At 65.8% G+C, this 24,825-nt stretch carries 25 protein-coding genes and 1 pseudogene; 8 read left to right on the top strand and 18 right to left on the bottom strand.

The features are described 5' to 3' along the window. Positions 1–21: 21 nt before the first annotated feature. From RM531_RS03335 to RM531_RS03305, 7 genes are all read right to left on the bottom strand, one after another. On the bottom strand, positions 22–3,126 hold the full coding sequence (locus tag RM531_RS03335; protein WP_311657290.1) for an efflux RND transporter permease subunit: 3,105 nt from the start codon (positions 3,124–3,126) through the stop codon (positions 22–24). Positions 3,127–3,139: 13 nt separating this feature from the next. Next, the gene (locus RM531_RS03330; RefSeq protein WP_311657288.1) at positions 3,140–4,384 is read right to left on the bottom strand and encodes an efflux RND transporter periplasmic adaptor subunit; all 1,245 of its coding nucleotides are present in this window, start codon (positions 4,382–4,384) and stop codon (positions 3,140–3,142) included. Next, positions 4,381–5,643 (bottom strand): TolC family protein, encoded by a 1,263-nt coding sequence (locus RM531_RS03325; RefSeq protein WP_311657287.1) that lies wholly within the window; start codon positions 5,641–5,643, stop codon positions 4,381–4,383. The genes RM531_RS03330 and RM531_RS03325 overlap by 4 nt, the downstream gene beginning before the upstream one ends. Positions 5,644–5,733: 90 nt before the next feature. Continuing rightward, the gene (locus tag RM531_RS03320; protein ID WP_311657286.1) at positions 5,734–6,051 is read right to left on the bottom strand and encodes a hypothetical protein; all 318 of its coding nucleotides are present in this window, start codon (positions 6,049–6,051) and stop codon (positions 5,734–5,736) included. A 307-nt stretch (positions 6,052–6,358) separates the two neighbouring features. Continuing rightward, positions 6,359–7,300, bottom strand: a complete 942-nt coding sequence (locus tag RM531_RS03315; RefSeq protein WP_311657285.1) for an NHL repeat-containing protein — start codon at positions 7,298–7,300, stop codon at positions 6,359–6,361. A 16-nt stretch (positions 7,301–7,316) separates the two neighbouring features. Next, on the bottom strand, positions 7,317–8,237 hold the full coding sequence (locus tag RM531_RS03310; RefSeq protein WP_311657284.1) for a transporter family protein: 921 nt from the start codon (positions 8,235–8,237) through the stop codon (positions 7,317–7,319). After that, positions 8,227–8,544, bottom strand: a complete 318-nt coding sequence (locus tag RM531_RS03305; RefSeq protein WP_311657282.1) for a heavy-metal-associated domain-containing protein — start codon at positions 8,542–8,544, stop codon at positions 8,227–8,229. Before RM531_RS03305 ends, RM531_RS03310 begins: the two co-directional genes overlap by 11 nt. A 167-nt stretch (positions 8,545–8,711) precedes the next feature. On the opposite strand from RM531_RS03305, the gene RM531_RS03300 reads away from it, so the two are divergent. The 5 genes from RM531_RS03300 (at position 8,712) to merA (ending at position 11,793) form a co-directional block, all read left to right on the top strand. Beyond that, a complete protein-coding gene (locus RM531_RS03300; protein ID WP_311657280.1) occupies positions 8,712–9,098 on the top strand; it encodes a MerR family transcriptional regulator in 387 nt (128 codons plus the stop codon). Between the two features lie 80 nt (positions 9,099–9,178). Further along, positions 9,179–9,541 carry a mercuric transporter MerT family protein gene (locus tag RM531_RS03295; RefSeq protein ID WP_311657279.1) on the top strand — a complete coding sequence of 121 codons (363 nt, stop codon included), beginning with the start codon at positions 9,179–9,181 and terminating at the stop codon, positions 9,539–9,541. A 12-nt stretch (positions 9,542–9,553) separates the two neighbouring features. Then, a complete protein-coding gene (merP, locus tag RM531_RS03290; RefSeq protein ID WP_311657278.1) occupies positions 9,554–9,874 on the top strand; it encodes a mercury resistance system periplasmic binding protein MerP in 321 nt (106 codons plus the stop codon). 287 nt (positions 9,875–10,161) lie between these two features. After that, positions 10,162–10,377 carry a mercury resistance system transport protein MerF gene (gene merF / locus RM531_RS03285; RefSeq protein WP_311657276.1) on the top strand — a complete coding sequence of 72 codons (216 nt, stop codon included), beginning with the start codon at positions 10,162–10,164 and terminating at the stop codon, positions 10,375–10,377. Between the two features lie 24 nt (positions 10,378–10,401). After that, on the top strand, positions 10,402–11,793 hold the full coding sequence (gene merA, locus RM531_RS03280) for a mercury(II) reductase (protein ID WP_311657275.1): 1,392 nt from the start codon (positions 10,402–10,404) through the stop codon (positions 11,791–11,793). On the opposite strand, the gene RM531_RS03275 is transcribed toward merA, so the two are convergent. Together RM531_RS03275 and RM531_RS03270 are read right to left on the bottom strand one after the other, a co-directional pair. Next, positions 11,790–12,356, bottom strand: coding sequence for a manganese efflux pump MntP (locus RM531_RS03275; protein ID WP_311657274.1), 567 nt, complete (start codon positions 12,354–12,356; stop codon positions 11,790–11,792). The two genes, merA and RM531_RS03275, sit on opposite strands and share 4 nt — an antisense overlap. A gap of 171 nt (positions 12,357–12,527) precedes the next feature. Next, positions 12,528–12,830 (bottom strand): YnfA family protein, encoded by a 303-nt coding sequence (locus tag RM531_RS03270; RefSeq protein ID WP_311657273.1) that lies wholly within the window; start codon positions 12,828–12,830, stop codon positions 12,528–12,530. Between the two features lie 14 nt (positions 12,831–12,844). Here RM531_RS03270 and RM531_RS03265 point away from each other — a divergent pair, with 14 nt between their 5' ends. Beyond that, the gene (locus RM531_RS03265) at positions 12,845–13,798 is read left to right on the top strand and encodes an IS481 family transposase (protein WP_311657272.1); all 954 of its coding nucleotides are present in this window, start codon (positions 12,845–12,847) and stop codon (positions 13,796–13,798) included. A gap of 61 nt (positions 13,799–13,859) precedes the next feature. On the opposite strand, the pseudogene RM531_RS03260 reads toward RM531_RS03265, so the two are convergent. The 3 genes and pseudogenes from RM531_RS03260 to RM531_RS03250 all read right to left on the bottom strand — a co-directional run. Then, positions 13,860–14,021 (bottom strand): annotated as a pseudogene (locus RM531_RS03260) (chromate transporter); the annotation flags it as partial. 3 nt (positions 14,022–14,024) lie between these two features. Beyond that, positions 14,025–14,939, bottom strand: a complete 915-nt coding sequence (locus RM531_RS03255) for an LppY/LpqO family protein (RefSeq protein ID WP_311657268.1) — start codon at positions 14,937–14,939, stop codon at positions 14,025–14,027. Between the two features lie 71 nt (positions 14,940–15,010). After that, positions 15,011–15,340 carry a hypothetical protein gene (locus tag RM531_RS03250; RefSeq protein ID WP_311657266.1) on the bottom strand — a complete coding sequence of 110 codons (330 nt, stop codon included), beginning with the start codon at positions 15,338–15,340 and terminating at the stop codon, positions 15,011–15,013. Positions 15,341–15,465: 125 nt separating this feature from the next. Here RM531_RS03250 and RM531_RS03245 point away from each other — a divergent pair, with 125 nt between their 5' ends. Continuing rightward, positions 15,466–16,137, top strand: coding sequence for a response regulator (locus tag RM531_RS03245; protein WP_311657264.1), 672 nt, complete (start codon positions 15,466–15,468; stop codon positions 16,135–16,137). A 2-nt stretch (positions 16,138–16,139) separates the two neighbouring features. Beyond that, positions 16,140–17,168 (top strand): sensor histidine kinase, encoded by a 1,029-nt coding sequence (locus tag RM531_RS03240; protein WP_311657262.1) that lies wholly within the window; start codon positions 16,140–16,142, stop codon positions 17,166–17,168. Here RM531_RS03240 and RM531_RS03235 read toward each other — a convergent pair. Genes RM531_RS03235 through RM531_RS03210 form a run of 6 tightly spaced genes read right to left on the bottom strand, consistent with a single transcriptional unit; the run spans position 17,140 to position 24,795 of the window. After that, positions 17,140–20,265: an efflux RND transporter permease subunit gene (locus RM531_RS03235; protein ID WP_311657260.1), complete on the bottom strand. Its 3,126-nt coding sequence runs from the start codon at positions 20,263–20,265 to the stop codon at positions 17,140–17,142. The two genes, RM531_RS03240 and RM531_RS03235, sit on opposite strands and share 29 nt — an antisense overlap. Before the next feature lie 15 nt (positions 20,266–20,280). Further along, complete coding sequence (locus tag RM531_RS03230; protein ID WP_311657258.1) at positions 20,281–21,843, bottom strand: efflux RND transporter periplasmic adaptor subunit; 1,563 nt, start codon at positions 21,841–21,843, stop codon at positions 20,281–20,283. Further along, entirely contained in the window at positions 21,827–22,120 is a 294-nt protein-coding gene (locus RM531_RS03225) for a hypothetical protein (RefSeq protein WP_311657257.1), read from the bottom strand. The genes RM531_RS03230 and RM531_RS03225 overlap by 17 nt, the downstream gene beginning before the upstream one ends. After that, positions 22,117–23,376: a TolC family protein gene (locus RM531_RS03220; protein WP_311657255.1), complete on the bottom strand. Its 1,260-nt coding sequence runs from the start codon at positions 23,374–23,376 to the stop codon at positions 22,117–22,119. The genes RM531_RS03225 and RM531_RS03220 overlap by 4 nt, the downstream gene beginning before the upstream one ends. Next, positions 23,373–24,386: a M56 family metallopeptidase gene (locus tag RM531_RS03215; RefSeq protein WP_311657254.1), complete on the bottom strand. Its 1,014-nt coding sequence runs from the start codon at positions 24,384–24,386 to the stop codon at positions 23,373–23,375. Before RM531_RS03215 ends, RM531_RS03220 begins: the two co-directional genes overlap by 4 nt. Then, complete coding sequence (locus RM531_RS03210; RefSeq protein ID WP_311657253.1) at positions 24,379–24,795, bottom strand: BlaI/MecI/CopY family transcriptional regulator; 417 nt, start codon at positions 24,793–24,795, stop codon at positions 24,379–24,381. Before RM531_RS03210 ends, RM531_RS03215 begins: the two co-directional genes overlap by 8 nt. Positions 24,796–24,825: the final 30 nt, after the last annotated feature.

The following is a 24,825-nucleotide window of genomic DNA, read 5'->3' as shown; positions in this document are numbered from 1 at the left end:
ATGGGCATGGCGGCTCACAGTTTAACCCCCTGCCGGGCGGTCCCGGTGACTGAGTCGATACAGCGCCGGCAATACCAGTAGCGTGAGCAACGTGCTGGAGAGGATGCCGCCGATCACGACCGTCGCCAGCGGGCGCTGCACCTCCGCGCCGGTACCGACGTTCAGCGCCATGGGCACGAAGCCGAGGCTGGCCACCAGGGCGGTCATCAGCACCGGTCGCAGCCGGGTCAGGGCGCCGTCCATGATGGCCTCGACCAGGGCCTGGCCCTCCTGGCGTCGCTGACGAATGAAGGAAAGCATCACGACGCCATTGAGCACCGCGATGCCGGACAGGGCGATGAAGCCCACCGCCGCCGAGATCGACAACGGCATGCCGCGCAGCCACAGCGCGGCCACGCCGCCGGTCAGGGCCAGCGGCACCCCGGTGAACACCAGCAGGGCGTCGCGCAGGGAGCCGAAGGCGGCGAACAGCAGGGCCAGGATCAGGGCAAGGGTCGCCGGCACCGCGATGCTCAGGCGCTGGCTGGCGGACTGCAGCTGTTCGAAGGTGCCGCCGTATTCGACCCAGTAGCCGGCGGGCAGATCCGCATCCGATTTCACCGCTGTCCGGATGTCTTCGATGAAGGAGCCGAGGTCGCGGCCGGCGACGTTGCTGGTAACCGTCACGAAACGCTTGGCATTCTCGCGGCTGATCTGGTTGGGGCCGATGGCCAGCTCGATATCGGCGACCTCCCGCAAGGGCACATAGCCGGGGTCCCCGCCGGGTACGCTGACCGGTAATCGCGCCAGCGCGTCGACGTTGCTGCGTCGATCCTCGGCCAGACGCACGACCAGGTCGAAGCGGCGATCGCCCTGGTAGATTTCGCCGGCCACCGCGCCGCCCAGCGCGGTGCGCACCGTGTCCTGCAGGTGCTTCACATCGAGTCCGTGGCGGCCCAGGGCAGTGCGGTCCGGTCGGATGCCGAGTACCGGCAGGCCGCTGACCTGCTCCATCCGGGTATCGGCCGCGCCCTCGATACCGCTGACCACACCGGTGACTGTTGTGCCGGCCTCCAGCAGACGGTCGAGATCGTCACCAAATATCTTGACCGCCACGTCCGCACGCACTCCGGAAATCAGCTCGTTGAAGCGCATCTCGATGGGCTGGGTGAACTCGTACTTGTTGCCCGGGATTTCGGCCATGGCAGCCTGGATCTCGGCCTCCAGATCGGCCTTGGAACGATCCGGATCGGGCCAGTCGGCGCGGTCCCTGAGCATGATGAAGGTATCCGCTACCGACGGCGGCATGGGGTCGGTGGCCACCTCGGGCGTGCCGATCTTGCTGAACACGTGCGAGACCTCGTCGAACTGCTTGAGCCGCGCCTCCAGCTCGTTCTGCATGTCGACGGCCTGGGTCAGGCTGGTGCCGGGAATGCGCAGGGCGTGCATGGCGATGTCGCCCTCGTCGAGTTGCGGCACGAACTCTGTACCCAGACGGGTGGCCAGCCAGCCGGCGCCCAGCACCAGCAGCAGCGCCGCTAGGACGACGGGAATGCGCGCTGCCAACGCGAATCGCAGCAGCGGCTGATAGCCGAATCGCGCAGCCCGCATGATCGGATTCTCGCGCTCGGCAACCCGCCCCTGCAGGCACACCGCCAGGCTGGCGGGCACGAAGGTCAGGGCCAGCACCAGGGCGGCGGTCAGCGCCATGATCACGGTCAGGGCCATGGGCCGAAACATCTTTCCTTCGACCCCGGTCAGGGTGAGAATCGGCACGTACACCACCAGGATGATGAGCACCCCGAAGGTGGCCGGCCGGATCACCTCGGTGGCCGCCGATCGGAGAATCTCGAGCCGCTCGCCGCGCTTCAGGGCGGCGCCGGCCTGGCGCTGGGCCTCGCCCAGCCGGCGCAGGCAGTTCTCGACGATGATCACCGCCCCGTCCACGATCAGGCCGAAATCCAATGCGCCCAGACTCATCAGATTGCCGCTGACGCCGGCCCGGACCATGCCGGTCATGGTGGCGAGCATGGCCAGCGGGATCACCGCCGCCGTAATCAGTGCTGCCCGGATATTGCCCAGCAGCAGGAACAGCACGGCAATCACCAGCAGGGCGCCCTCGGCCAGGTTCTTCTGCACCGTGGCGATGGTCTTGTCCACCAGCGAAGTGCGGTCGTAGATGGGGTTGACCCGGATGCCCTCGGGCAGGGAATCCTGCACCCGCGCCAGACGCCGGCCGGCGTTCTCGGCCACCACCCGGCTGTTTTCGCCCATCAGCATCATCACCGTGCCCAGCACGACTTCCTCGCCGTCCTGGGTGGCCGCACCCGTGCGCAGCGCGCTGGATTCCACCACCCGGGCCACATCGCGTACCCGTACCGGCGCACCGTGGACATCGTCGATGATCACGTTGCCGATTTCCTCGCGCGTGTCGAGCCGGCCTGGCACGCGCACCAGATTCTGTTCGCCCCGACGTTCGATGTAGCCGGCGCCGACGTTGTCGTTGCCGGTCTCCAGCGCGCGGATCAGCGCGTCCATGCCCAGACCGTGGGCGGCCAGCTTCTTGGGGTCCGGGGCCACCTGGTACTGCTTGCGGTAGCCGCCGACGGTGTTGACCTCGGTAGCGCCCTCGGTGAGGCGCATCTGCGGGCGGATGATCCAGTCCTGGATCGTGCGCAGGTCGGTGGCGTCATAGCCGCTGCCGGGTTCGGCGGTGACCGTGTACATGAAGATTTCGCCCAGGCCCGTGGCGATCGGCCCGAGGCTGGGCGTGATGCCGGAGGGGATGACGTCGCGGGCTTCGGCCAGACGCTCGCTGATCACCTGGCGGGCGAAGTAGATGTCGGTACCTTCCTCGAACACCACCGTGATCTGGGACAACCCGTAGCGGGACAGTGAGCGGGTGTAGTCCAGTCTGGGGAGCCCGGCGAGCAGCGTTTCCATCGGATAGGTGATGCGTTGCTCTGTCTCCAGCGGGGTATAGCCGGGGGCCTCGGTGTTGATCTGCACCTGGACGTTGGTGATATCGGGCACGGCATCGATGGGCAGCGCCTGGTAGCTGTAGACGCCGAGGCCGGCAATGCCGACCATGGCTAGCAGTACCAGCCAGCGCTGGGCGATGGCCGCGGCAATGATGCGGTCGAGCATGAGACGTTCCCTGTCAGTGATCGTGGCTGGCGCCGGACTTCTCGATGTCCGCGCGGATCAGGAAGCTGTTGCCGGTGACGTATTCGGTGCCGGTCTCGATGCCGTCGAGCACCTCCACCCAGGTGTCGTCGCGGGCGCCCAGATCCAGCATGCGCACCTCGTAGGTCTCGCCGAAGCGCGCGTAGACCACGTCGAAATCACGAAAGCGCTGCAGGGCGCTTCGGCGCACCGCACGCGGCACCTCGCGCTGTTCGACGATCACCTCGCCTCGCACGAAACGGCCGGGACGCAGGCTGCCGTCCGGGTTATCCACCGGTACCCGCAGATGGACGTTCTGGCGTACGCCGCTTGTGGGGGCGACATGGGTGATCTCGCCGCTGGCCAGTGCCGCGCCCTCGAGGTCGCGCACCGTAACCGACTGGCCAACCTCGATTTCCGCCAGGTCCTGGCTGAAGGCATCCAGTTCAACCCATACCTGGCGGAGGTCGGCAATGACGAACAGGGGTTCGTCGCCTGATTGCTGACCCACGGCCGCACGGCGCTCGATGACCACCCCATCGAAGGGGGCGCGCAGGCCGGTAGTCTGCAGGCTGTCACGGGCGACGACCGTCGCCAGTGCCTCGCCTTTCTCCACCTCCTGGTAGAGAGCTGCGTTGATGCGCTCGACCGCACCGGGATAGCGCGCGGCCACGCGGGCCACACGGTCCGGATCGGGCCGGACACGACCGGTGAGCGACAGGGTCCGGCGCAGCGTGGCAGGACCGACCGTGCCGATGGTCAGGCCGCCATCGTCGGCGATCTGCTCGGGGATGCGCGTGCGACCCTCGTGACTGGCGTAGCGCCAGCGATAGTCGCGTCCGTCGTACCGGGCACGGACCACGATATCGAAGGAATGCGGCTCGACCACGGTCTGGCGACCGCGCAGGAAGTCGTCCATCGGCCGGAACTCGATCACGTCGGTGCGTCCGCCAAGACGTTCCAGGCGGACCTCCAGGTCAACCGCCGCCGGGTCCACGGTCTGGCCGTCGCGGGTGGCCCAGGCACGGAATTCCGGCGGCACGCCATCTTCGACGATGGCCAGTTCCAGGCGGAAGCTGCCGTCTTCCAGCAGCCTGCCGCCGTGCGGGCCGGTAACCTCGCGCTGTTCGGCCGTGCCGTTTCCGTGGTCATGGCCGCCGGCGGCCTGCAGGGGCGGCAACCAGATGGCTACCAGCAGCAGTGCCAGTAGGCGAAGCAGGGGAGAATGCGGGGTCATCATGGCGTGTAATCCTTGTCCACGGCGGCTGCGGACGAACCCGTGAGCCGCTCGATCTCGATTAAATGGCGGTGATAACGTTCCGCCGCGCGGATCGCACGACGACGATGTTCGATCAGGCCGCGCTGCGCGTCGGCCAGAGCCAGGTAGCTGTAGCGTCCGCGGGTATAGCCGTTGCGAATGTCCGCCAGGGCAGTGTCCGCGGCCGGCAGAATGCGCTGGCGCAATGTGTCCAGCTCGGTGCGGGCGTGCTTCAGTTCCTGATAGCGTCCGTAAAGCACGGCGTAGAGTTCTCGCCGTGCGGCTTCGCGCTCATGGCGGTTGGCGGCGGCATCGGCCCTTGCGGCCTCGATGCCGGGTCGGGCCCGCTGGTCACTGCCCAGGGGGACCGACAGACCGATAATGAAAGCATTGTCGTCGGTAAATTCGCGACGGCGGATGCCGCCAGACACGGTGATGTCGGTATATCGTTGTGCGTTCGCCAGACGATGTCGGGCATTGGCGATACGTTGCTTGTCCGCCAGCCTCCGGAGTTGTGGATTCTGCTCGAGCGCGGCCACCAGCGTTTCCAGCTCATCCGGCTGCGGGAGCGTATAAATGTCACCGGCAGCCTGGCGGAAACCGGGCTGTCGCTCGCCCCACAGGCTGGCCAGACTGACCCGGGTCGCCTTGAGCTCGTGCTCGGCATGTTCCAGTTCGAGTTCCGCGTCCGCCAGGGCGATATCGGCCCGGGCGGCCTCGCTGGCGGGAGCGGCACCGGCTTCGACGCGCCGTTGCGCCTGTGTGCGAGCCCGACGGGCCAGCGCGACCGCCTTTTCGGCGACCGCTAGCAGGTTTTGATCACGGACCACATGCACGAAGCGGCGGGCCACGCGGGCGAGCAAATCCAGACGACGGATATCCGCTTCCGTGCGCACCAGGGCGCCGCGGCCTTCAGCCAGGCCACGCCGGCGAGCTGCCTTGTTGCCACGCTCCAGGATGCGTGACAGCAGCAACGTGGTTTCGGCACCGCTAAGGCCGCGGGTCTGACCGGTGCCGCCAACGTTCTCCAGTTCCAGGCCCAGGTCCAGCGGCGGCGGCTGGGCCGCTTCACGACTTAGCGCATCAGCTGCGCGGTCTCGGTACCGGCCGAGCGCCAGTTCGGGGTTGTCGGCAATCGCTTTCGCGACAGCCTTTCCTAGGGTCAGGGCGTCATCCGCGGCGGCCGACGGCAAAACCGTGGCAACCAGCAGGCACGCGCCCAGCAAATGGCGTAACGCCATGGGCATCTCCATGCAAGGCGAAAGAGTCCGGCACGCTCAGGCGCACCGGGCGCGATGGAGATGTCAGGCGATGGGTGGCCGGAATGGCGGCTAGGAAACGCCGCTGGCAAGATCCTCGCGGTGATTCGTCATGCCGACGCAGCTGGCTCGCGCACCGATGACGGTCCGGGCTGCCGGCAGGGCGGAGCAATGGGCGGCACAGGCACAGGCATGGATGTGCAGGCCATCGCGATCACCCCAGGTATCGGCCTGCTCGTGGTGGTGATCGGCAGTGGCGACCATGCTTTTGCCGGTATCCGCATGACTGTGGATTTCCAGCGCCGGCCACGTTCCGCTCAGCAGCGCTGCGGCAAGCGCCAGAACTGCTACCGGACGCCAGAAACTGCGCAGGCGGGAAAGCATGGTCATGGCGCAAGTATGCCGTGTTTGCGGCCGGGCAACAAACAGCTATCAGCAACGGGACGTCGGAAACCCGGACCGGCGCCAGATCGCGAACAAGGCCGGAAACACCAGGAGTACCAGCACCAGCTCGCCGCCCACGACGCCGAGCATGGCCCGTCAGACCGATCTGCGCGGCGATACTGCTCGTTGACCTGGCCTTGAACGCGATCCTGGGGTGCTGGGCCGATCCGGTAGCGGGTCTGGTTATGCTGTCCATCATCGTGATTGAAGGCAGCAGGCCCTGGCGCGGCGAGCATTGTTGCTGAAGCAGCGATCACGGCCGCCGTGTGGACTCCCACCGCTCGATCCGGTTGGCTTTGAAGTTGGCTGAGTAGACCGTACCGTCGCCGGCGATGGCGAGTCCGATTTCACTGTGCCCGGGGCCGGGTTGCCGTGGCGGCGCAAATGCAGTCAGGAAGGTGCCGTCGGCGCTGAATTTCTGGATGCGGTCGTTGTAGAAATCCGCGGCGAAAACGCTGCCTTCCGGCCCGATCGCCAACGACGTTACGGTGGTGAACCAGCCCTTGAACGGCCCGTGGATATTCAGGCCGAACGGCCCGCCCCACTTGCGCACGAACGCGCCGTCGGGGCCGAATTGCTGGATCCGGTCGTGGTAGCCGTCGGCGACATAGAAGTCGCCGCCGGGCGCAAGCGTGACATCGGTGGGGTAACTGAAAGTAGTCCGGCCATTTTGGCCCCAAGTTTTCAGCAACCGGCCGTCAGACGCGATGTGGACGATCCGGCTGGCGTAGGTGTCTGCGACCAGCAGCGTGCCGTCGGCGCGCACCGCCACGCCGCCGGGGCTGTTGAAACCGTCCTCGGCTTTAATTGTCCGCTGATAATCGCCGGCCAGGCTGAACACGAATACCGCGTCCTTAAAATAATCGGGCACGTAGAGCTTGCCGTCGGCGATGTCCAGGTTCATGGGCCGCCCCAGTCGGTCCTGACCGAAGGCACGCTTGAAGTTGCCCTGTTTATCGAACGCCTGGATACGGCTGTTGCGGGCATCCGAGACGAATACCTCGCCGGCGGTCACTGCGATGCCGGTGGGGTCATTGAACTGACTCGGTGCATCGCCCTTCGTGCCCCAACTTTGCACCAGTTCGTAGGGCGGCTCCTGATTCCAGTTAATGGCACCGCCGGCCCAAGCGAGTACGATCAGCGCCGCCACCAGGGCAATAGCGCTGTAGGCCAACCATTTGGCGAGTTTGATCATGGCTGCTTCTCCTTCGCTAGAAATTGCGCCGGAAGCCCACCCGCACGATGGCGTCGTCCTCCAGGGCATCGCCATGCGGATTGCTCGCCGCCGGCAACTGCACCGTGCCCTCGAAGATCCAGCGCCGACCGATGTATTGCAGCCCCGGCGCGACCAGCCACTGGGTACCGCCGGAGTTTTGATCAACACCGCTGCCGACATCGTTGCGGTCCCGGTGCACCAGGTTGGATTCCAGCAGGGCGTAGACGAAACCGGGGGTGCCGGAGACGTTCTCCAGACTTGCCGGCCAGACGCGGTACTGCAGTGAAGTGTCGAAACGCGTCTCGTCGCCGCGGGCGAAACCGTCGTGGCGGCCGTTCTCGCGGTAGAGCACCTGTGCGTCGACCTGGTATTGCAGGGTTTGATAGGTGGTCACCACACCGCCGAAGCCCTCCCAGGCACCGTCGCCGGTCTGCAGCATGCGCGGCAGTCGGCCGAAGCGGTCGGTCTCGTCGTCGTCGCCGGTGGGCGCGGTCACGCCGGCCACCGGCGCGATGCGGAATGTACCGCCGGTAAAGTCATTCTTGTACAAGGTGTAGCGGGCAAACGCGGTGACATCGCCGAAGCCGTCGGTGTCACGGTTGATGCGGCCCATGGGTGTGGTTACGTCCAGATCCTTGTTGAAAAAATACGGCACCGCCCCGAACACCGCCAGGCGGCTGTTGACGCCATAGCCAAGCACGCTGGCCAGGGCCGCAATCGAGACGTCGCGATCCCGCGGGCCGCCACTGGAGCGCTCGCGGAACACCGCCTGCTCGCGCCAGATGAATTCCCCCTGCGCTACGGGCAGGGCGGTGTTGAAGGTGTTGGGTGCGGCGTGGGTTACGGGCGCGGCTGAAAACACAAGCGCGCCGGTCGTGATGACCGGCGCGATCATGGCGTACCATTTATTGCTCATCGCTTTTTCCTTGCTTCGCCTGGGCCTGGGAGAAGGAATGCAAGGTAAAGCCGGCCTCGTCGACCGCCGTGCGCGCCTTGGCCTTGGTCAGCGTGGCGCCCTCGGCCATGGTCACGCGCACCACATTGTCGCCGATGTCGACCGAGACGTTTTCGACGCCGTCGACCTTGTTCAGTCGTTTTTCCACGCCGTAGGCACAGTAGGGGCAGGCCACGCCCTTCACGCCCAGGGTGTATTGGTTGCCGGCGGCCGAGGCCGACATACCGAACATCAGGCCGGCCAACAAAAGCAATAGCTGTTTAAACACGACTCAACTCCTGTCTGTGCATTCAAGGCGAGCCTATTACTTGGAGCGCACTCCAGGTCAATAGCGATATAAGGAAATTTGCTGCACGCTAAAATCACGTTATCCATGCGCTAGTAAAAGATACTGGAAGGTATGCCATGACCAGCCGCGCCGAAAACTCTGCGGGCATGACAATCGGAACCGTGGCCCGGCGGGCCGGCGTCAATCTGCAAACCGTGCGTTACTATCAGCGGCGCGGCTTGATCGAACAGCCGTCCAAACCGCCGTCCGGCTATCGCCGCTACAACAGCGACGTGGTGGAGCGCATTCGCTTTGTCAAACGTGCGCAGGAACTGGGTTTCAGCCTGGCGGAGATCGGCGAGTTGCTGGAACTCGGCGACGGCCGTTGTGATGACGTCCGGCAAGTAGCCGAGGGCCAGCGCGCGCTGGTCGCCAGGCGCATCGCCGACTTGGCTGCAATGCAGGACACCCTGGATGCATTGATCGAACGCTGTCGGCACGAGCGACACCCCGGCCATTGCCCGCTGATCGAGAGCCTGTCCCGCAACGGCTAAAGATTACGACTCAAACACTTGACACGGTACCGAGGTACCGCCTGTAGGCTTGCCCCTGTCAGAAACGACGGAGGCAAACCATGACCGACACCCCATCCACTTCCGGCCGCACCGCGTGGGCCCAGATCGGCGCCGTGCTGGCGGCGATCGGCGCTTCCCTGTGCTGTGTCGCGCCGCTGGTGTTGCTTTCCATTGGCGTGGGCGGCGCCTGGGTTAGCTCGCTCACCGCGCTGGAACCCTATCGACCAATCTTTATCATTGCCACCGTGGCGCTGCTGGGATTCACCGGCTGGCGGCTATATCGCCGCGAGGACGATTGCGCGCCCGATGAAGCCTGCGCCAACCCGGCGGTCAAGCGCCGCCAGCGCCTGATCTTCTGGCTGGTGGCCTTGCCCGTATTGGCCCTTCTGGCCTTCCCCTGGTACGCCCCGGCTTTGCTGTAAAGGACAAATAACATGCTGCACAAAACCGTTTTCATTGCTTTGCTAGCCCTGTTTGCGGTGTCCCTCACTGCTTGTGGAGACCATGCCGGCGCCGAGGCCAAGACGGCATCGGGCGTCACCGAGACCGTATCGCTCAACGTCGAGAACATGACCTGCGCGACCTGTCCCATCGCGGTGCGCAAGGCCTTGGAAAGGGTCGATGGCGTGCAATCCGCCCAGGTCGACTTCGAGACCAAGGCCGCCACCGTGACCTACGACCCGCAGGCGGCGACGGTATCGGACCTGACCGAGGCCACGACCAACGCCGGCTATCCCTCGCAACGCAAGGAATAGCAGCCTGCATTATTCACGAGGCCGCCTGACACTACGACGCAAGGTTTCGATCACCATGAAGTATTTCCGAGTTTCGCGACGATATCCGCGATTGCAGGCTGCGGCCCGTGCCAGTCTATCGCGGTGCTTGCGGTTTCTCGCGGCGCTTGCGGTTTCTCGCGGCGCCACGCTTGGACTTCGCGAAAACCATAGCTACGGCTATGCTTTTCGCTCCAGCCCGGCGCCTGGCTTGCTGCGAATTCCGCAATCACTCGCGATGCCTCGTGAATAATGCAGGCTAGGACATCATGACACGCAATAACAAGCTGCTCGGCGCCGGCATCGTCGGCACGATCATCGCCGCCCTGTGCTGCTTCACGCCGTTGCTGGTGATCCTGTTCGGCGTGGTCGGCCTGTTGGCGCTGGTGGACTATCTCGACTACGTGCTGCTGCCGGCCCTGGTCTTCTTCATCGGCTTGACGATCTACGCCGTCTGGCGCCGCCAGACAACGGACAACTGCTGAATTTCCGTCTTTAGGAGTATCTCTATGCACATCGCCATCATCGGCAGCGGCGGCGGCGCTTTCGCGGCCGCCATCCGCGCATCGGAAGCCGGCGCCCGCGTGACCATGATCGAGTCGGGCGCGGTGATCGGCGGCACCTGCGTCAACGTCGGCTGCGTGCCCTCCAAGATCCAGATCCGCGCGGCCCAGCTCGCCCAATATCAGCGGGAAAACCCCTTCGCGGGCCTGGCCGACCACGCGCCAGCCATCGACCGGCCACAGATCGCGGCCCAGCAGCAGAGCCGGGTCGCCGAGCTGCGCCAGGCCAAGTATCAAAAAATTCTGGACGACAACCCGAGAATCGACATGCTCCGCGGTCGCGCCCGCTTCGAGGACGCCCATACCCTGCTCATCGACTTGCAGGGCGGCGGACAGGAGCGAATCACCGCCGATCGCGTGCTGATCGCCACCGGCGCCTCGCCCATGCTCCCGCCGATCCCGGGACTGGCGGACACGCCCTACTGGACCTCGGACGAGGCGGTATTCAGCGACGAGACGCCCGAGCACCTGCTGGTCATCGGCGCCTCGGTGGTGGCGGTCGAGCAGGCCCAGGCGTTTCGCCGGCTGGGATCGAAGGTGACGATCCTGGCCCGTAGCACCCTGCTGTCGCGCGATGACCCGGACCTGGGCACGGGTCTCACCGACGCCTTCCGGGCCGAAGGCATCGACGTGCGCGAGCACACCGAGGCCAGCGCGGTCGGTTACGAGTCGGGCCAATTCGTCCTGGAGACCCAGGACGGCCTGATCCGTGGCGACCGGCTGCTCATTGCCACCGGCCGCGCGCCGAACACACGCGATCTGGGCCTGGACAAGGTTGGCGTCGAGACCGACAAGTGCGGCGGCATCAAAGTGGATGAGCATCTGCGCACCAGCGTCGAGCACATCTACGCCACCGGCGACTGCACCGACTTGCCGCAGCTCGTCTACGTGGCCGCCGCCGGCGGCACGCGCGCGGCGGTGAACATGACCGGCGGCGAGGCCGAGCTGGATCTGTCCGCCATGCCGGCGGTCATCTTCACCGAGCCGCAGGTAGCCACCGTGGGCCTGGACGAAGGCCAGGCGCGCTCACGCAGCATCGAGACCGAGACCCGCACTCTGGAACTGGAGAATGTGCCGCGCGCACTGGCCAACTTCGAGACCCGCGGTTTCGTCAAGCTGATCGCCGAGGCCGACACCCATCGCCTGCTGGGCGCGCAAATCCTCGCTGCCGAGGCCGGGGAGATGATCCAGACGGCGGCGCTGGCGGTGCATCAAGGCATGACGGTCGAGGCCTTGGGCGACCTGCTGTTTCCGTATCTGGTGCACGTGGAGGCGCTCAAGCTCTGCGCCCAGACCTTCACCAAGGATGTGGCCCAATTGTCTTGCTGTGCCGGCTAACCAGAGAGAACCGTGTGCTCCAACAGTATCTTCGCACCGATGGCGATCAGCAGCAGTCCGCCCAAGGCCTCGGCGAAACGCGGCAGGCGCGGGCCAGCCAATCCGCCGAGCAGGAAGCCGGCGCAGGTCATCATGAAGGTGGTAATGCCTATGACCAATGCTGCTTGCACAACAGGAATCCCCAGTACCACCAAAGTGACGCCCACCGCTGCCGCATCGACGCTGGTGCCCAATGCCAGTAGCGCAATCCGACCCGTCGAGTGCGGGCGGACCATGACCGGCACGACTCGCGGACGTAACCCGTCGTGGATCATCTTCAAGCCGATGCCGAGAAGCAGGAGAAATGCGACCCAGTGATCCACCTGCGCCATCACCTTGCCCAGCATTAGTCCCAGGCCCCAGCCGATAATGGGAAAGATCGCCTCGAATAGGCCGAAGTAGAAAGCTGTGCGGACAGCCTGACGTAAGCGGTCGCTGTGGCTGCGCGCGCCTTGCGCAACCGAGGCCGCGAAGGCGTCTATGGACAGGCTGAGGCCTAACGACAGTGAGGTGGTAAAGGACACTTGCGTCTTTCGTGCAGGTCAATCTGGGATTGAAACGCATTATATAATAAAAAACAATATAATCAGAAAGTTAGGATATTCTTAAATAGTATTTCCTAGCTAAACATGAAATCGTCTGCTGTAATTATTAGCCGCCGCGTAGATTGGCATATTTAGTAGCTGACCGACCTCTCACCGAGAGAACTGGGCGCCGGCAAGGATCACTAGCGCCCCAATCATGGCTAGGCCGGCGCCGGCCAGGTCCCAGTTATTCGGCCGTAGCCCTTCGGCCAGCCACAGCCAAGCCAGCGAGGCGACGATATAGACGCCGCCGTAAGCGGCATACGCCCGCCCGGCGAAGGCCACGTCGATGCGGGTCAGAAGATAGGCAAAAGCAGCCAGCGAGACGATGCCGGGCACTAGCTGTGATCTCTCAGTAGGTTGTTCATCCGGGCCGCTGGCCCGACGCTGATGGGTGTCAACGTCCGTCAGCATAAGGAGCAGCCCGGATGAACACGCACAAGAATGCGCGTCTGACCGTTCACGGTCGAGCCCTGTTGGTACGTCGCATCGTCGAGCATGGCCTGCGACCGGTCGAGGCCGCCCAGGCAGCGGGCGTGAGCACCCGCACCGCGTACAAGTGGCTGCGTCGCTATCAGGAGGAAGGTTGGCCCGGGCTGCACGAACGCAGCTCACGGCCTCGGCATTGCCCGCATCGCCTGTCCGAAGCCACCCGAGCACGGATCGTTGCCTTGCGGCGGGCGCGTCGCATCTATCGTGAGATCAGCATCGCAGTCGAGGTGCCGGTTGCCACGGTGGCCCGCGTGCTCCAGCGTGCCGGGCTGAATCGGCTGTCGACACTTGATCCCGCGCCGCCGGTCACGCGTTATGAGCACGACGCGCCCGGCGATCTGCTGCATCTGGATATCAAGAAACTCGGCCGGTTCCAGCGCCCGGGGCATCGCGTGACCGGCGATCGCCAGGCAGGACGCTCGTATCGTGCGGGCTGGGACTATGTGCATATCGCCATCGATGATCACAGCCGTGTGAGCTGGGCGACGATCAAGCCGGACGAAACCGGCGCCAGCGCCTGGCGCGCCCTGATGGCGGCCGTGCGCTATTACCGCGGCCTGAGCGTGTCGATCCGGCGCGTGCTGACCGATAACGGGGCCTGCTATCGATCGCGGGTATTTGCCAAGGCTTGCCGGCGCCTGGGCATCCAGCATCGCCGCACGCACGCTTATCGACCGCGCACCAACGGCAAGGCCGAGCGGCTAATCCAGTCCGCGCTACGCGAGTGGGCTTACGCACGCTCTTACGCGCACTCTGACCAACGCGCCGCCCATCTACCGTACTGGCTGCACCACTACAACTGGCATCGGCCCCATGCCAGCTTGAACTACCAACCACCCGTCACCCGACTCCGGCTGCCCGTGAATAACCTGCTGGGTTTACACAGCTAGGTTGAGAATGACCCCCACCATAGCGGCGGTGATCCCGGATAAAGCCGTGCTCAGGACCTTAGTTCAGCGCGTGCAGGAAACGTTGCTCGCTGACCCAGCGTTTCTCCTCCACCAGGATGCGGTGCATCACCACGATCTGACCGGCAGGCCCGCCGAAGCTGAGCAGGGCGATCTTTACCCAGACGCGCAGCGCCTGGGGGAAAGGGATGGACGACGCGCTCACCCGTTAATGAGCGTTAGCCTGCGCCTCTAGCACCGCCTTGAAGCCCTTGGCGAGCTGCTCAACCGGCCCCTTGGCCCAGTAATGGGTAAAGTAGAAGGCCGGCTGCTCGCCGATCATGTGATTGTGCAGGGCCACCACGTGAAAATCGGCGTCCCGCAGCGCCTTGAGGACCGGCTGGACTTCGTCCGCAGTCATGATGAAATCGCCGTCCACGCTGGCGGATTTCATGTTGCCGGCGAAGGCCGCCCAGGTGCCCAGGCCCATGCTGCCGCCAATGGCGGTCTCGCCCATGCGCCCCTTGCGCCCGGTGCTGACCTTGACCACGCCGCCCGGCTTTTCGCTGGGTTCGAGGCCGGTGATGTCGGCGATCAGGTTGGCGTCGATGTCGCCACCGCGCGCTGGCGCGCCGCCCGGAAAGGTCTTGGCGGGCTCTGGGTTTTCGGCGCGTACCTGCTTGATCGCGTCCCACACCGCCTTGACGCCGGCGGCCAGCTTGGGGGCCGGGCCACGGCCGCCGATGTGCATGAAGTAGGCCTTCGGCCGATCGTAGAAGAAGTGGTTGTGCAGCGCGGTGACCTTCAGGCCATTGGCGAAAGCCGCGTCCATGGCGGCGTCCACCTCATCCTGAAAGACGACGGTATCGCCCATGACGATCGCGCCGTCGCCTTCCGCCACCGGCTTGAATGCCGCCCAGGAGCCCAGTCCGGCAGCGGCCGGCAGGGGCGCGCCGTCGACCTCGACCGGGACATCGTCGCGCATCCAGCCGATACGCAAGACCTCGCCCTTGGTCTGGACCTCGGCATCGGCGGCCTTGGCAATGGCTTGCTTATCCAGGCCGGCCGCATCGGCGCCGCTACAGGCAGTCATGGCCAGGGTTACGGTCATCAGGGTTAGCGCGGCGATGGTATGGGTACGCATGAGGTTCTCCGGTTTACGTAAAAATCCGGCCGCCGGTGCGCGCGGCGGCCGGACCCGCGACGATGGCTGGGCTATTCGCCTTCCTCGTGGCTGTGGCGGGCCGCCACCTTGCCGCTTGGGTAGGCGTAGATCTCGCGCTCTTCGCCGTTCTTTTTATACTCGACTTCGTAGAGCACCACGATACCCTCGTAGCTGATTTCCTCGACCTCGGCAGCGGATTTGCCATCCAGCTCGGTCTTGAAGGTCGAGGCCACCGCCGAGGGCAGCTCGCTCATTTCGATGTTGCGCTCCGAGACGCCGCCGTTGGCGAAGGCGGCCGTGCTCAAGCTTAGCGCGAGACCGGCCGCAGCCGCGGAAGCGCCCGCGGACACGGTTTTGGGCAGGGAGTTGAACAAGAACATGCTATGCCTCCTAAGTTGCAGTTTGGGGAGTATATGGAGCGCTTACTATACCTGGCCAACTTTAAGGCACATTTAAGCGTTGTAGCTCGGCCTTGACAGACCGCCTATGGGTTAAAGTGATTGGCATGCGCCTGTTAATTGTCGAAGACGAAGACCGGCTGGTCGCGACGCTCAAGACACGACTCGCGCGTGACGGGTTTGCCGTGGATGCGGTCACCGGCGTGGGTGAAGCCGACTCGGCGCTGGAAGACTTCCCGTACGACGCCGCCATCATCGACCTGGGCTTGCCGGACGGCGACGGGCTGGAGCTTATCCGCGGCCTGCGCCGGCGGGGCGACGCCATCCCCACGCTGGTACTCACCGCGCGAGACGCCGTCGCCAACCGGGTCGATGGGCTGGACGCCGGCGCCGACGACTACCTGATCAAGCCTTTTGCCATGTCAGAACTGGTGGCACGGATCAAGGCCTTGCTGCGCCGTCCCGGCGGCGCCCTCGGTACCGTGCTGACCGCCGGCAACCTGGCGCTGGACACCGTAGCCCGCCAGGCTTCGGTCGACGGCCGCATGCTGGCGCTGCCGCGTCAGCAAATCGCCGTGTTGGAGTTGTTGCTGCGCCGCCTGGGCCAAGTGGTTCCGCGTACCGTGCTGGAGGACAAGCTCTACGGATTCGGCCGGGAACCGGAGTCGAATCCGGTCCCGGTGCACGTGCACAACCTGCGCAAACGCCTGCAGGCAACCGGCGCAGCGGCGCGCATTCATACCGTGCGCGGCGTCGGGTATCTGCTGATCGAGCCATAGGCATGCGCCTGGACCGGAATGCACTGCAGTTTCGCCTCGTGGCCTGGCTTGCGCTGGTGTTCGCGCTCGCAGCCGTGGCGATTACCGCGGCCGTGGTATGGGAGTCGCGCGAGACCGCGGCCGCGCTCGGCCGCGAGGCGCTCGCCCATGAGCTGCTGGCCGAGTTCGTTACCGACATGGCGTGGCTGATACCGGTGATCGCGCTGGCGGCGCTTGCTATGGCCGTGATCACCGTGCGCCGCAGCCTGCGGCCGCTGCGGGAGACCTCCGCGCTGGCCGCCCGCATCGGGCCGGCGCACACCGATATCCGCTTGCCGGAAGCCGAGTTGCCCTCTGAGCTCAAGCCCCTGGTCGGCGCCGTCAATCGGGCGCTGGAGCGGCTCGACACCGCCTTCGCCCAGCAGCGGCGCTTCACCGCGGATGCCGCGCATCAACTGCGCACCCCGCTGGCGATTCTGAGCGCCAATATCGAGGCCTCCGAGGGCGATGGCCAAATAGCCGCGCTGCGCGCCGATACCGCGCGCATGAATCGATTGGTTGACCAGCTATTGCGGGTCGCGCGGCTGGAGGCGGAGCCGCTGGACACGTCCGCACGCGTGGACTTGGTGTCCATCGCCCGCCGGGTGGTGGGCGCGTTGGCGGCCTTGGCAATCCGGCAGGAGCGCGAGTTGGTGCTTGTCGGTGCTGAGGCGGCTGTGTTCGTGACCGGGAACGAGGATGCCATCGAGAACGCCATGCGCAACCTGATCGAGAACGCCCTCGCGCATACCCCGGCCAATACCGAGGTCACGGTCACCGTGGACCGGCCAGGCAGGGTGAGCGTGGCGGACCGGGGCCGCGGCATTGCCGAGGCCGAGCGGGCGCACCTGTTCGATCGATTTTGGCGCGGACGCGACTCGCCGGCCGGCGGTGCCGGTCTGGGGCTGGCCATCGTGGCCGAGATCATGCGCGCCCATGGTGGCCGCGTTGACGTCGGCAAGGCGCCGGGCGGCGGCGCAGCCTTCACCCTGGTATTCGGCGCCGCGCGCTAACGGCGGGCACCGCCTGCAGAATAGAGCCGAAGCGCGAATACAGGGCCGGGACCACGAGCATGTTCAATGCCGTGGAAGACAGCAGTCCGAACAGGATCACCAGGGCCATGGGCGCCTGGATCTCGCTGCCGGGCTTGCCCAGGCTCAGCGCCAGCGGCACCAGCGCCAGGCCCGTGGCCAGGGCGGTCATCAGGATGGGGGCGAGCCGCTCGTGGGCGCCGCGTCGGATAGCGTCCAGCGGGGCGGTTTCTTCGCCCGTGGCGTATAGCCGTTGGATATGATCGATCATGATTACGCCGTTGCGGGTGGCGATGCCGAATAGCGTAATAAAGCCGATGATGGCGGCGATTGAGAGCACGCCGCCGGCCAGGTAGACACCGACTACGCCGCCGATCAGCGCCAGCGGTAAGTTGAGCATCACCAGCAGGGCGTCGCGCGCCGAGGCGAGGGCCACCATCAGCAGCAGGAAGATGCCGGCGATGACCACCGCGCTCAGGATGAGCAGGGTGCGCGTGGCCTCTGCCGCGCTTTCGAACTGACCGCCATACTCGATGTGATAGCCGGTTGGCAGGTCGAGTTCGCCGTTCAGTTTGGTGCGGATATCCTCGACCACGCCCACCAGGTCGCGCCCGGCCACGTTGGCCGCGACCACCCGCTTGCGCTGCACGTTTTCCCGGCTGATATTGTTGGGTCCGCTCGCCTTTTGGACATCGGCCAACGCGTGCAGCGGCACCCGGGCGCCGGACTCCGTCGTCAGCAGCGTGCCGCGGATGGCGTCCAGATTCTGTTTGAAGCGCGGCGGGTACCGTACTACCAAGTCGAACGCGGCCTGGCCTTCCAGGATTTGCGAGACCTCGCTACCGGTATAAGCCGTCTCCAGAAATTCGCCGGCCTCGGCCACGGTCAGGCCGTAGCGCGCTAACGCCTGACGATTCCAATCCACGTTCAAGAACGGCACCTCGGCGCGGCTGGCCAGGCTGACGTCGACCGCGCCCGGCACTTGTGCGGTCAGAGTCTCGGCGCGCTTGGCCAACTGGTCGAGCTCGGCCAGATCTTCGCCGAAGATCTTGATGGCGATATCGGTGCGCGTACCCGAGAGCATGTGGTTGATTCGGTGCGAGATCGGCTGGCCGATGATGATGTTGGCCCCGGCGATGGCGCCCAGCTCGTCGCGCAATTCGGCCAGCATGGCGGCCTTGCCGCGCTCGGACAGCTCCAGGCTGACGTCGATCTCAGAGGCATAGACGGCTTGCGCATGCGGGTCGAGTTCGGCCCGGCCGGTGCGACGCGCGGTGGCGACCACCTCCGGGGTGTCGAGCAGCGCCTTTTCCACCCGTTGTGCGATGGCATCGGATTTTTCGAGCGAGGTGCCCGGCAGGGTGACGACCGACAGCGTCAAGCTGCCCTCGTTGAATTCGGGCAGAAAGGAGCGTCCGGCCAGCCCGAGCGCGATGGCCGCGACCACCAACAGTGCGGCTGCGGCGGCCGCCACTAGCCACCAGAAACGCAGCGCTGCCTCCAGCAACGGTCGGTAGCCGCGCTTCAAGGCCGCGATTAGCCGGGTGTCGTGGGCGCCGGCGACGGTCTTCGAGCCCGGCAGCAGACTCAGGCTGAGTACCGGCGTGACGGTTAGCGCTACTAACAAGGAGGCGCCCAGGGCCAGCACATAGGCTAGGCCAAGTGGGGCCAGCAGCCGGCCCTGCACGCCGGTCAGGAAAAACAGCGGTACGAACACCAGGACGATGATGAGCGTGGCGAACACGATGGAGGATTCGATCTCGCGCGTGGCGTCGAATACCACGCGGTGGTTGGCTTGGCGCTCGCCTGCCGCCAGGGCCTGGTTTTCGCGCAGGCGGCGCACGATGTTTTCCACCACGATGATGGCGTCGTCCACCAGCGCGCCCAGGGCGATGGCGATGCCGCCCAGGGTCATGGTGTTGATGGTCGAGCCCGTCGCGCGCAGCACCAGCAGGGTGGCGATGATCGATAGCGGCAGTGCCAGCAGGGTTATCGCGGTGGCCCGGCCGCTGAGCAAAAAGATGAATACGATGGCGACCACCAGGATCGCACCGTCGCGGATCGCCGCCGACAGGTTTTCGATAGCCAGGCCAATGAAATCCGCCTGGCGGAAGGCATCCGTTTCTATGCGCATGCCCGCGGGCAGCGAGGCCTGGATTTCCTCGATGGTCGTATCCAGCCGCTCGGTCAGTTCCAGGGTATTGGCCTCCGGCTGCTTCTGGATGCCCAGGATGACCGCATCCTGGCCGCGGTAGCTACCGGTGCCGCGCCGCGGCGCCGGACCGATTTTCACCGCGCCCAGATCGCTGACCTTGACCGGGACACCGTCCCGTCGGGCCACCACGGTTTGCTCGATGTCCTCCACGTTGTCCACACGGCCGCGGCCGTGGATCAGGAATTCCTGATCGTTTTCGGCGTAAAAGCCGCCGCCGGCGCTCTGGTTGGTCGCACCCACGGCGTCGATCACTTTTTGGACAGCGATTCCATAGGCGGATAAACGCTCGGGGCGGAGCTGCACCTGGTATTGCTTGGTCAACCCGCCGGTGGGGATCACCTGGGCCACGCCCCGTACCGCCAGCAGGCGCCGGCGCACCACCCAGTCGGCGGCGGTCTTGAGCGCCATCGGGTCGTGCTGGTCCGAGCGCAAGGCAATGAACATCACCTCGCCCATCACCGAGGTAATGGGGGCGAGCACCGGCGGCGGCACGTCCGGCGGCAACTGGCTGCGCGCGGTTTGCAGCTTCTCGGTGACGATTTGCCGCGCCTTGTAGATGTCCGTATCCCAGTCAAACTCCACCGTAATCACGGCCAGGCCTACGGTGGTGTTGGAGCGCACCCGGCGCACGCCGGCGGCGCCGTTCATGGCGGTTTCGATGGGAAAAGTCACCAGCTTTTCGACTTCCTGCGGCGCCATACCGTGGACTTCGGCGACGATGGTCACCGCCGGCGCCGTCAGGTCGGGGAAGACGTCCACAGGGGTGCGCAGCGCCTGCCAGCCGCCCCAGGCCAGCAGCAGGGCCGCGGCGGCCAGCACCAGCACGCGGTTGCCCAGCGAGGCGCCAATTATCCGGTCGATCATGGAAATGTGGCTCCGTTAATGGGCGTGACCGTGACCGGCCTCGGCTGGCGCGGCGGCCGCCAGGCGCACCTGATAGGCGCCGCGGGTGACCACCCGATCGCCGGCTTGCAGGCCGGACGTCACGGCCACGTAGTCGGCGCCGCGCAGGCCGAGTTGCACCGGCCGGCGGGCGAAGGTCTCGCCGCCGGTTTGCACGTACACCACCGGCTGGCCGCTATCGTCGATGATTGCGGAGCGCGGCACCGCCAGCGCCTCGACCGTCTCGCCGGTGTAGACGCGCGCATCCAGGCCCTGGTTGAGCAGTGGGGTGGTATCGGTCTCGGTGAACTCGAAGATTACCGGCACGGTGCGGCTGACCGGGTCGATCACCCCGCCCGCCGTAATCAACCGGGCGTTTTCGCCCACGCGCAGCACCCGTCGCTGACCGCCCAACTTGAACCACGCGCCGGTGGGCTGGCGCAGCCGGTCGGCGTCGGCCTCCGGGATGCGCGCTTCCAGCCAGCGCTTGTCGCCGCCGGCGATTTGCATCAGCTCCTGGTCGGGGGAGACGAATGCGCCCGGTGCCACGGAAACCGCGACGATGCGCCCGGCGATCGGCGCGATGACGGGCACGCCGGTATCCTCGTCGCCGCCCTGGTATTGGTCCAGGCGCGCTTTTGCAGCGTTGTATTCGGCGCGGGCCACGGCCGCCGCGTTTTCCGCCTCACGTACCCGATGTGCGGCCACCGCGCCGTCGTCCAGCAAGCCGCGCAGGCGTTCGAGGTTTTCGCGGGCCAGGCGGTATTCGGCCCGGGTGCGCTCCACCGCCAGGCGCAGACTGGACAAGTCCACGCCGCCGGCCAGGCGCGCGCGCAATGTGCCCAGCCGCTGGCCTTTGTCCACCTCGGCACCGATTACGGGGAATTGCTCGCCATAGGCGGCGAACAGCCCTTCCGCCGGGGCGCGCACGCGGGCGGTCCGATCACCCGGCGGGCGCAGCTCGGCGGTGGCGTACACCGAGGCGCGCAGCCGGCGTTCGGTCACCGCCTCGGTGCCGAATTCGGCCTGCCATTGCTGTTCTTTCAAATAGCTGATTGCGCCGCCGGCTTCTTCCGGGGCCGGCTTTGCGGCGTGGGCGTCGGCGTACACCGTGACTTCGCCGAGCTCGTGCGTGGCCTGAAGGTCGGGGGCATCGACCCGCAGGCTCAGCCGGTAAACGCCGGGCTCGCGTGGACGCACGACCGGGGTAAAAATGCCCGGCCGCGCCGGGGCCTCAACCACGAAGCGGGCGCGGCTTTTGCCGCCCTGGGTCAATAGCACGCTGAGCCTGCCTTCGCGCACCGGGCGGTAATCGGCCAGCCGGGTCACATGCGCGGCAAAGCGCGAGTCCTGGCCGGCGGCCAGCGCGGGAAACTCCACGAACAATTCGCTTTGCTCGGTGAAGTGGGTAAACACGCGCGTGGGCCGCTCGTCGCCATGCTTGCCATCTTGGGCGTGCTCGCCATTGTCTTGTGGCGCGGGGCCGCAGGCGGTTAGCGCCAGCAGCAGGGCCATGCTGATGACGGGGTTGATGGCAGCGGACTTAATGGCTGTGGCCATGGCCGCCGCCGTGCTGGTGGTCGGACGGGGTTTTGTCGGCCGCGCCGGCGCTCGGGTTTTCTTCGTCCTTGGTTGCCGCCGGGCTGTCTTCGTCGCCGTAGTAGGCCTTGGTTTCGGGCGCGGGCTGCTGCTCGCCGTGGGGCTCGTGCGATGAACCCTCCGCGTGGTCGTGGCCTTGGTCTTCGCCCTGCGCGCTTTGGGCGTCGCTGCCGCAGGCGGATAGCGCCAGCAGTGTGGTGGTCAGCGCGATTGGTACTAACTTATGGGTAGGGATCATGGTTGCGGTACTCCGTGGGTTAGTGCTTGCAAATCGATATGGGCGTCGCGCGCCTGCTTTTGCAGTTCCAGCACGCGCAGCGTGGCCTCCAGGGCGCTTTCGTAGGCGTCGACCACTTCCAGCACGCCGACCTCGGCGCCCCGATAGCCGGATTCGGCGGCGCGCAGCAGTTTTCGGGTGGAGGCGGCGTTGCTTTGCCGGTAGTCCTCCACGTTTTCCAGCAACGCCCGCAGTTGCAGCCAGCGCCCGCGGATGTCGCCGCGCAGCTCGGCCAGGGCCAGCCGATACTCGGCCTCGCTGGCCCGGGCCGCGGCCCGGGCGCTGGCGCGCTTGCCCTGATTGCGGTCGAACAGTGGAATGCTCACGCCCAGGCTGATCAGGGTGCCGTCGAAGCTGCGACCGAATTCCTCTTGCTCCTTGTAGCCCACGCCGAGCGTGATGTCCGGGATCGCGGCGCGCCCCTCGGCCTTGGCCGTCAACCTGCTGGCGCGGGCCTGGGCTTGCAGTTGCTGCAAGCGGGGCAGGGCGTCGATGTCGCGGAGTAACCGATCCAACGGCGGTGGCGGGGCCGGTACCAGCTTGCCTGCCGGTTGCGGCCGCGACGCGTTGTCGCCCGGCTCGCCCAGTAACGCAAACAGGCGCGCGAGCGCACGCTCATACTCGGCCTTCAGCCCGGCCGCGCGGGCGCCGAGCGCGTCGGCGGCCCGTTCCAGCCGAACCACGTCGTATTGCGCCGCCTGGCCGGCTTGCTCCTGCCGGCGGACCCGGTCGACCAGCTCGGCCAGACGCTCGCGACGGGCGGTGATGGCCTCGACTTGGCGCTGGCGGTACAGACTGTCGAAGAACAGCCGGCGCACGCGGGTGCGGATGTCCAGTCGGGTGGCGCCAGCGGCAAAGCCGGTGGCCGCCAACCGGGCACGGGCCGCCTCGCGGCGCAGGCCCCGCTCGCCGGATATATCGAATTCCTGGTACAGCCAGAAAAAACGCTCGCGCGAAGTGGTTTCGGCCAGATCAGTGCTTTCCTGGGACAGGTCGATCGTCGGATTCGGCCAGAGGCCCGCCGTAGTTAGCTCGCCCTCGGCTTGCTGCCGGCGGCTGTCGAGCAGCCGGGCCACATTATCGCGTTCCAGCGCGCGTTTTTCGGCTTGTTCGAGGCTCAGCGTCCCGGCCGCGACGACCGGCGTCGCCATACTCAGCGCGAAAGCGGCTATCGCCAGCCGCCGTGCGCTGACGTGAATGGGTGTGGTAAAAATCATAAACCGGTGGCGGGGAGCAGATGCTCCATCCAGTGATGCACGGTCGGGCCGGCCAACGTCAGAGCAGCCAAAGCAACGCTGAATACCCCCAACAGGGAAAACGCCGGCGCAGGTCCCCGTGGGGCGGGCGAATTGAGCAAGGCGCTTATTCGCGCATCCAGTTGACTGTCGATGAGATGGCAGGCCGATATCTTCATTTCTCGCCGGTGCTGATTTTGCAGACGCGCAACGCAAATCAGGCAATCGGCCACCGCCAGCCGGTCGCCTGTCTGCTTCGCCACCGACGCGTCGCAGCTTTGTTCTGCCGCAAGCTGCCAGGTCTGACGCAAAGCCTTTCCGATCATCGGGATATGCAGTCTGGACAAGCTGTTGATCAGCGCCGTGGCGAGCATATCGTGACGCCGCACATGGGCGTCTTCATGGGCCAGGACGATAGCCAAACTGGATTCGTCTAGTTGCCGTTTGAGCCCCTTGCTGATGTACGTGTGCCCGCGGAACAGACCTGCCGCAAAAGCCAACGGCTCGCTCATGGGCAGTAGAAAATAACGGCCGTCGGGCTGCTCGTCGGCCAAGTGCTGCATTAAACGCAATCGGCGCTTCGCGGCAATCAGGCGAGCGATCTTGTAGCCGCCGGCAAGCAGCACTGAACCGAGCAACAGCAAAACTGTCAACGTCAGCCAGGCCGGCAGTGCAATCTGCGGTGCGTGCCACTGACATAGCGCGCCGTGGGTCTCGGGGTGGGCGCTGCAATGGGCCAGCAGGTCGTTACCCGAAAACAGCGAAATCGGCGCTGACATGGACAACATCAGTGCCAGCGCGGCAATGACGGGACAAAGCAGTAACGCGGTCAACCAGCGCTGCCGCGCCGCGGGCGGGCAGGCATCAATCCAACGCCGGCCGCCAAAATAAAGCAGAGCGGCCAACACAGCCCCGATCGCCATGCCGGCAAAGCCGAGTGCGGCGTATATCGCAACGCCTTCGACGCTGCCCGGAATCGCCGGATTATTCATCTTGTCCAGCCTCCGAGTCACGCCGGCGACGCTGCGCGTCTATAAGCTGTTGCAGGCGCTCCAGGTTAGCCGGGTCATCGCGTTCGGCCAGCTCCACAAAAGAAGCCATCAGCGTGCCGCTATCTTGGGCGCCCAATGAGTTTGCGATCTGGCCCATGGTCTGCACCAGCAGCGCCTCGCGCCCGACTTCGGGACTGTAGACATAAGCCCGACTTTGCTTCTCGCGGGCGAGCAATCCCTTGCGATACAACCGCTCCAGGGTCGATTGCACGGTATTCAGGCTGCGCTGTTTGGCTTTGCCGAGCACCTCGTGGACAGACTTAACATCCGCTGGGCCGGCATCCCAGAGCTGTTCCATCACCTCGATTTCAAGCTCGCCCAGGGGCAGGTGTATCTCTTTATTGCGCATAACCGCATGGATTCCGGCTGTACATGATGC

Origin of the sequence: Spectribacter acetivorans (assembly GCF_031846305.1) — a bacterium.
In the GTDB taxonomy this organism is placed as follows: Bacteria; Pseudomonadota; Gammaproteobacteria; order Nevskiales; family Salinisphaeraceae; genus Spectribacter; species Spectribacter acetivorans.
The sequence above is the reverse complement of the archived record's forward strand: the minus strand, read 5'-3'. Positions and strand labels throughout refer to the sequence as shown.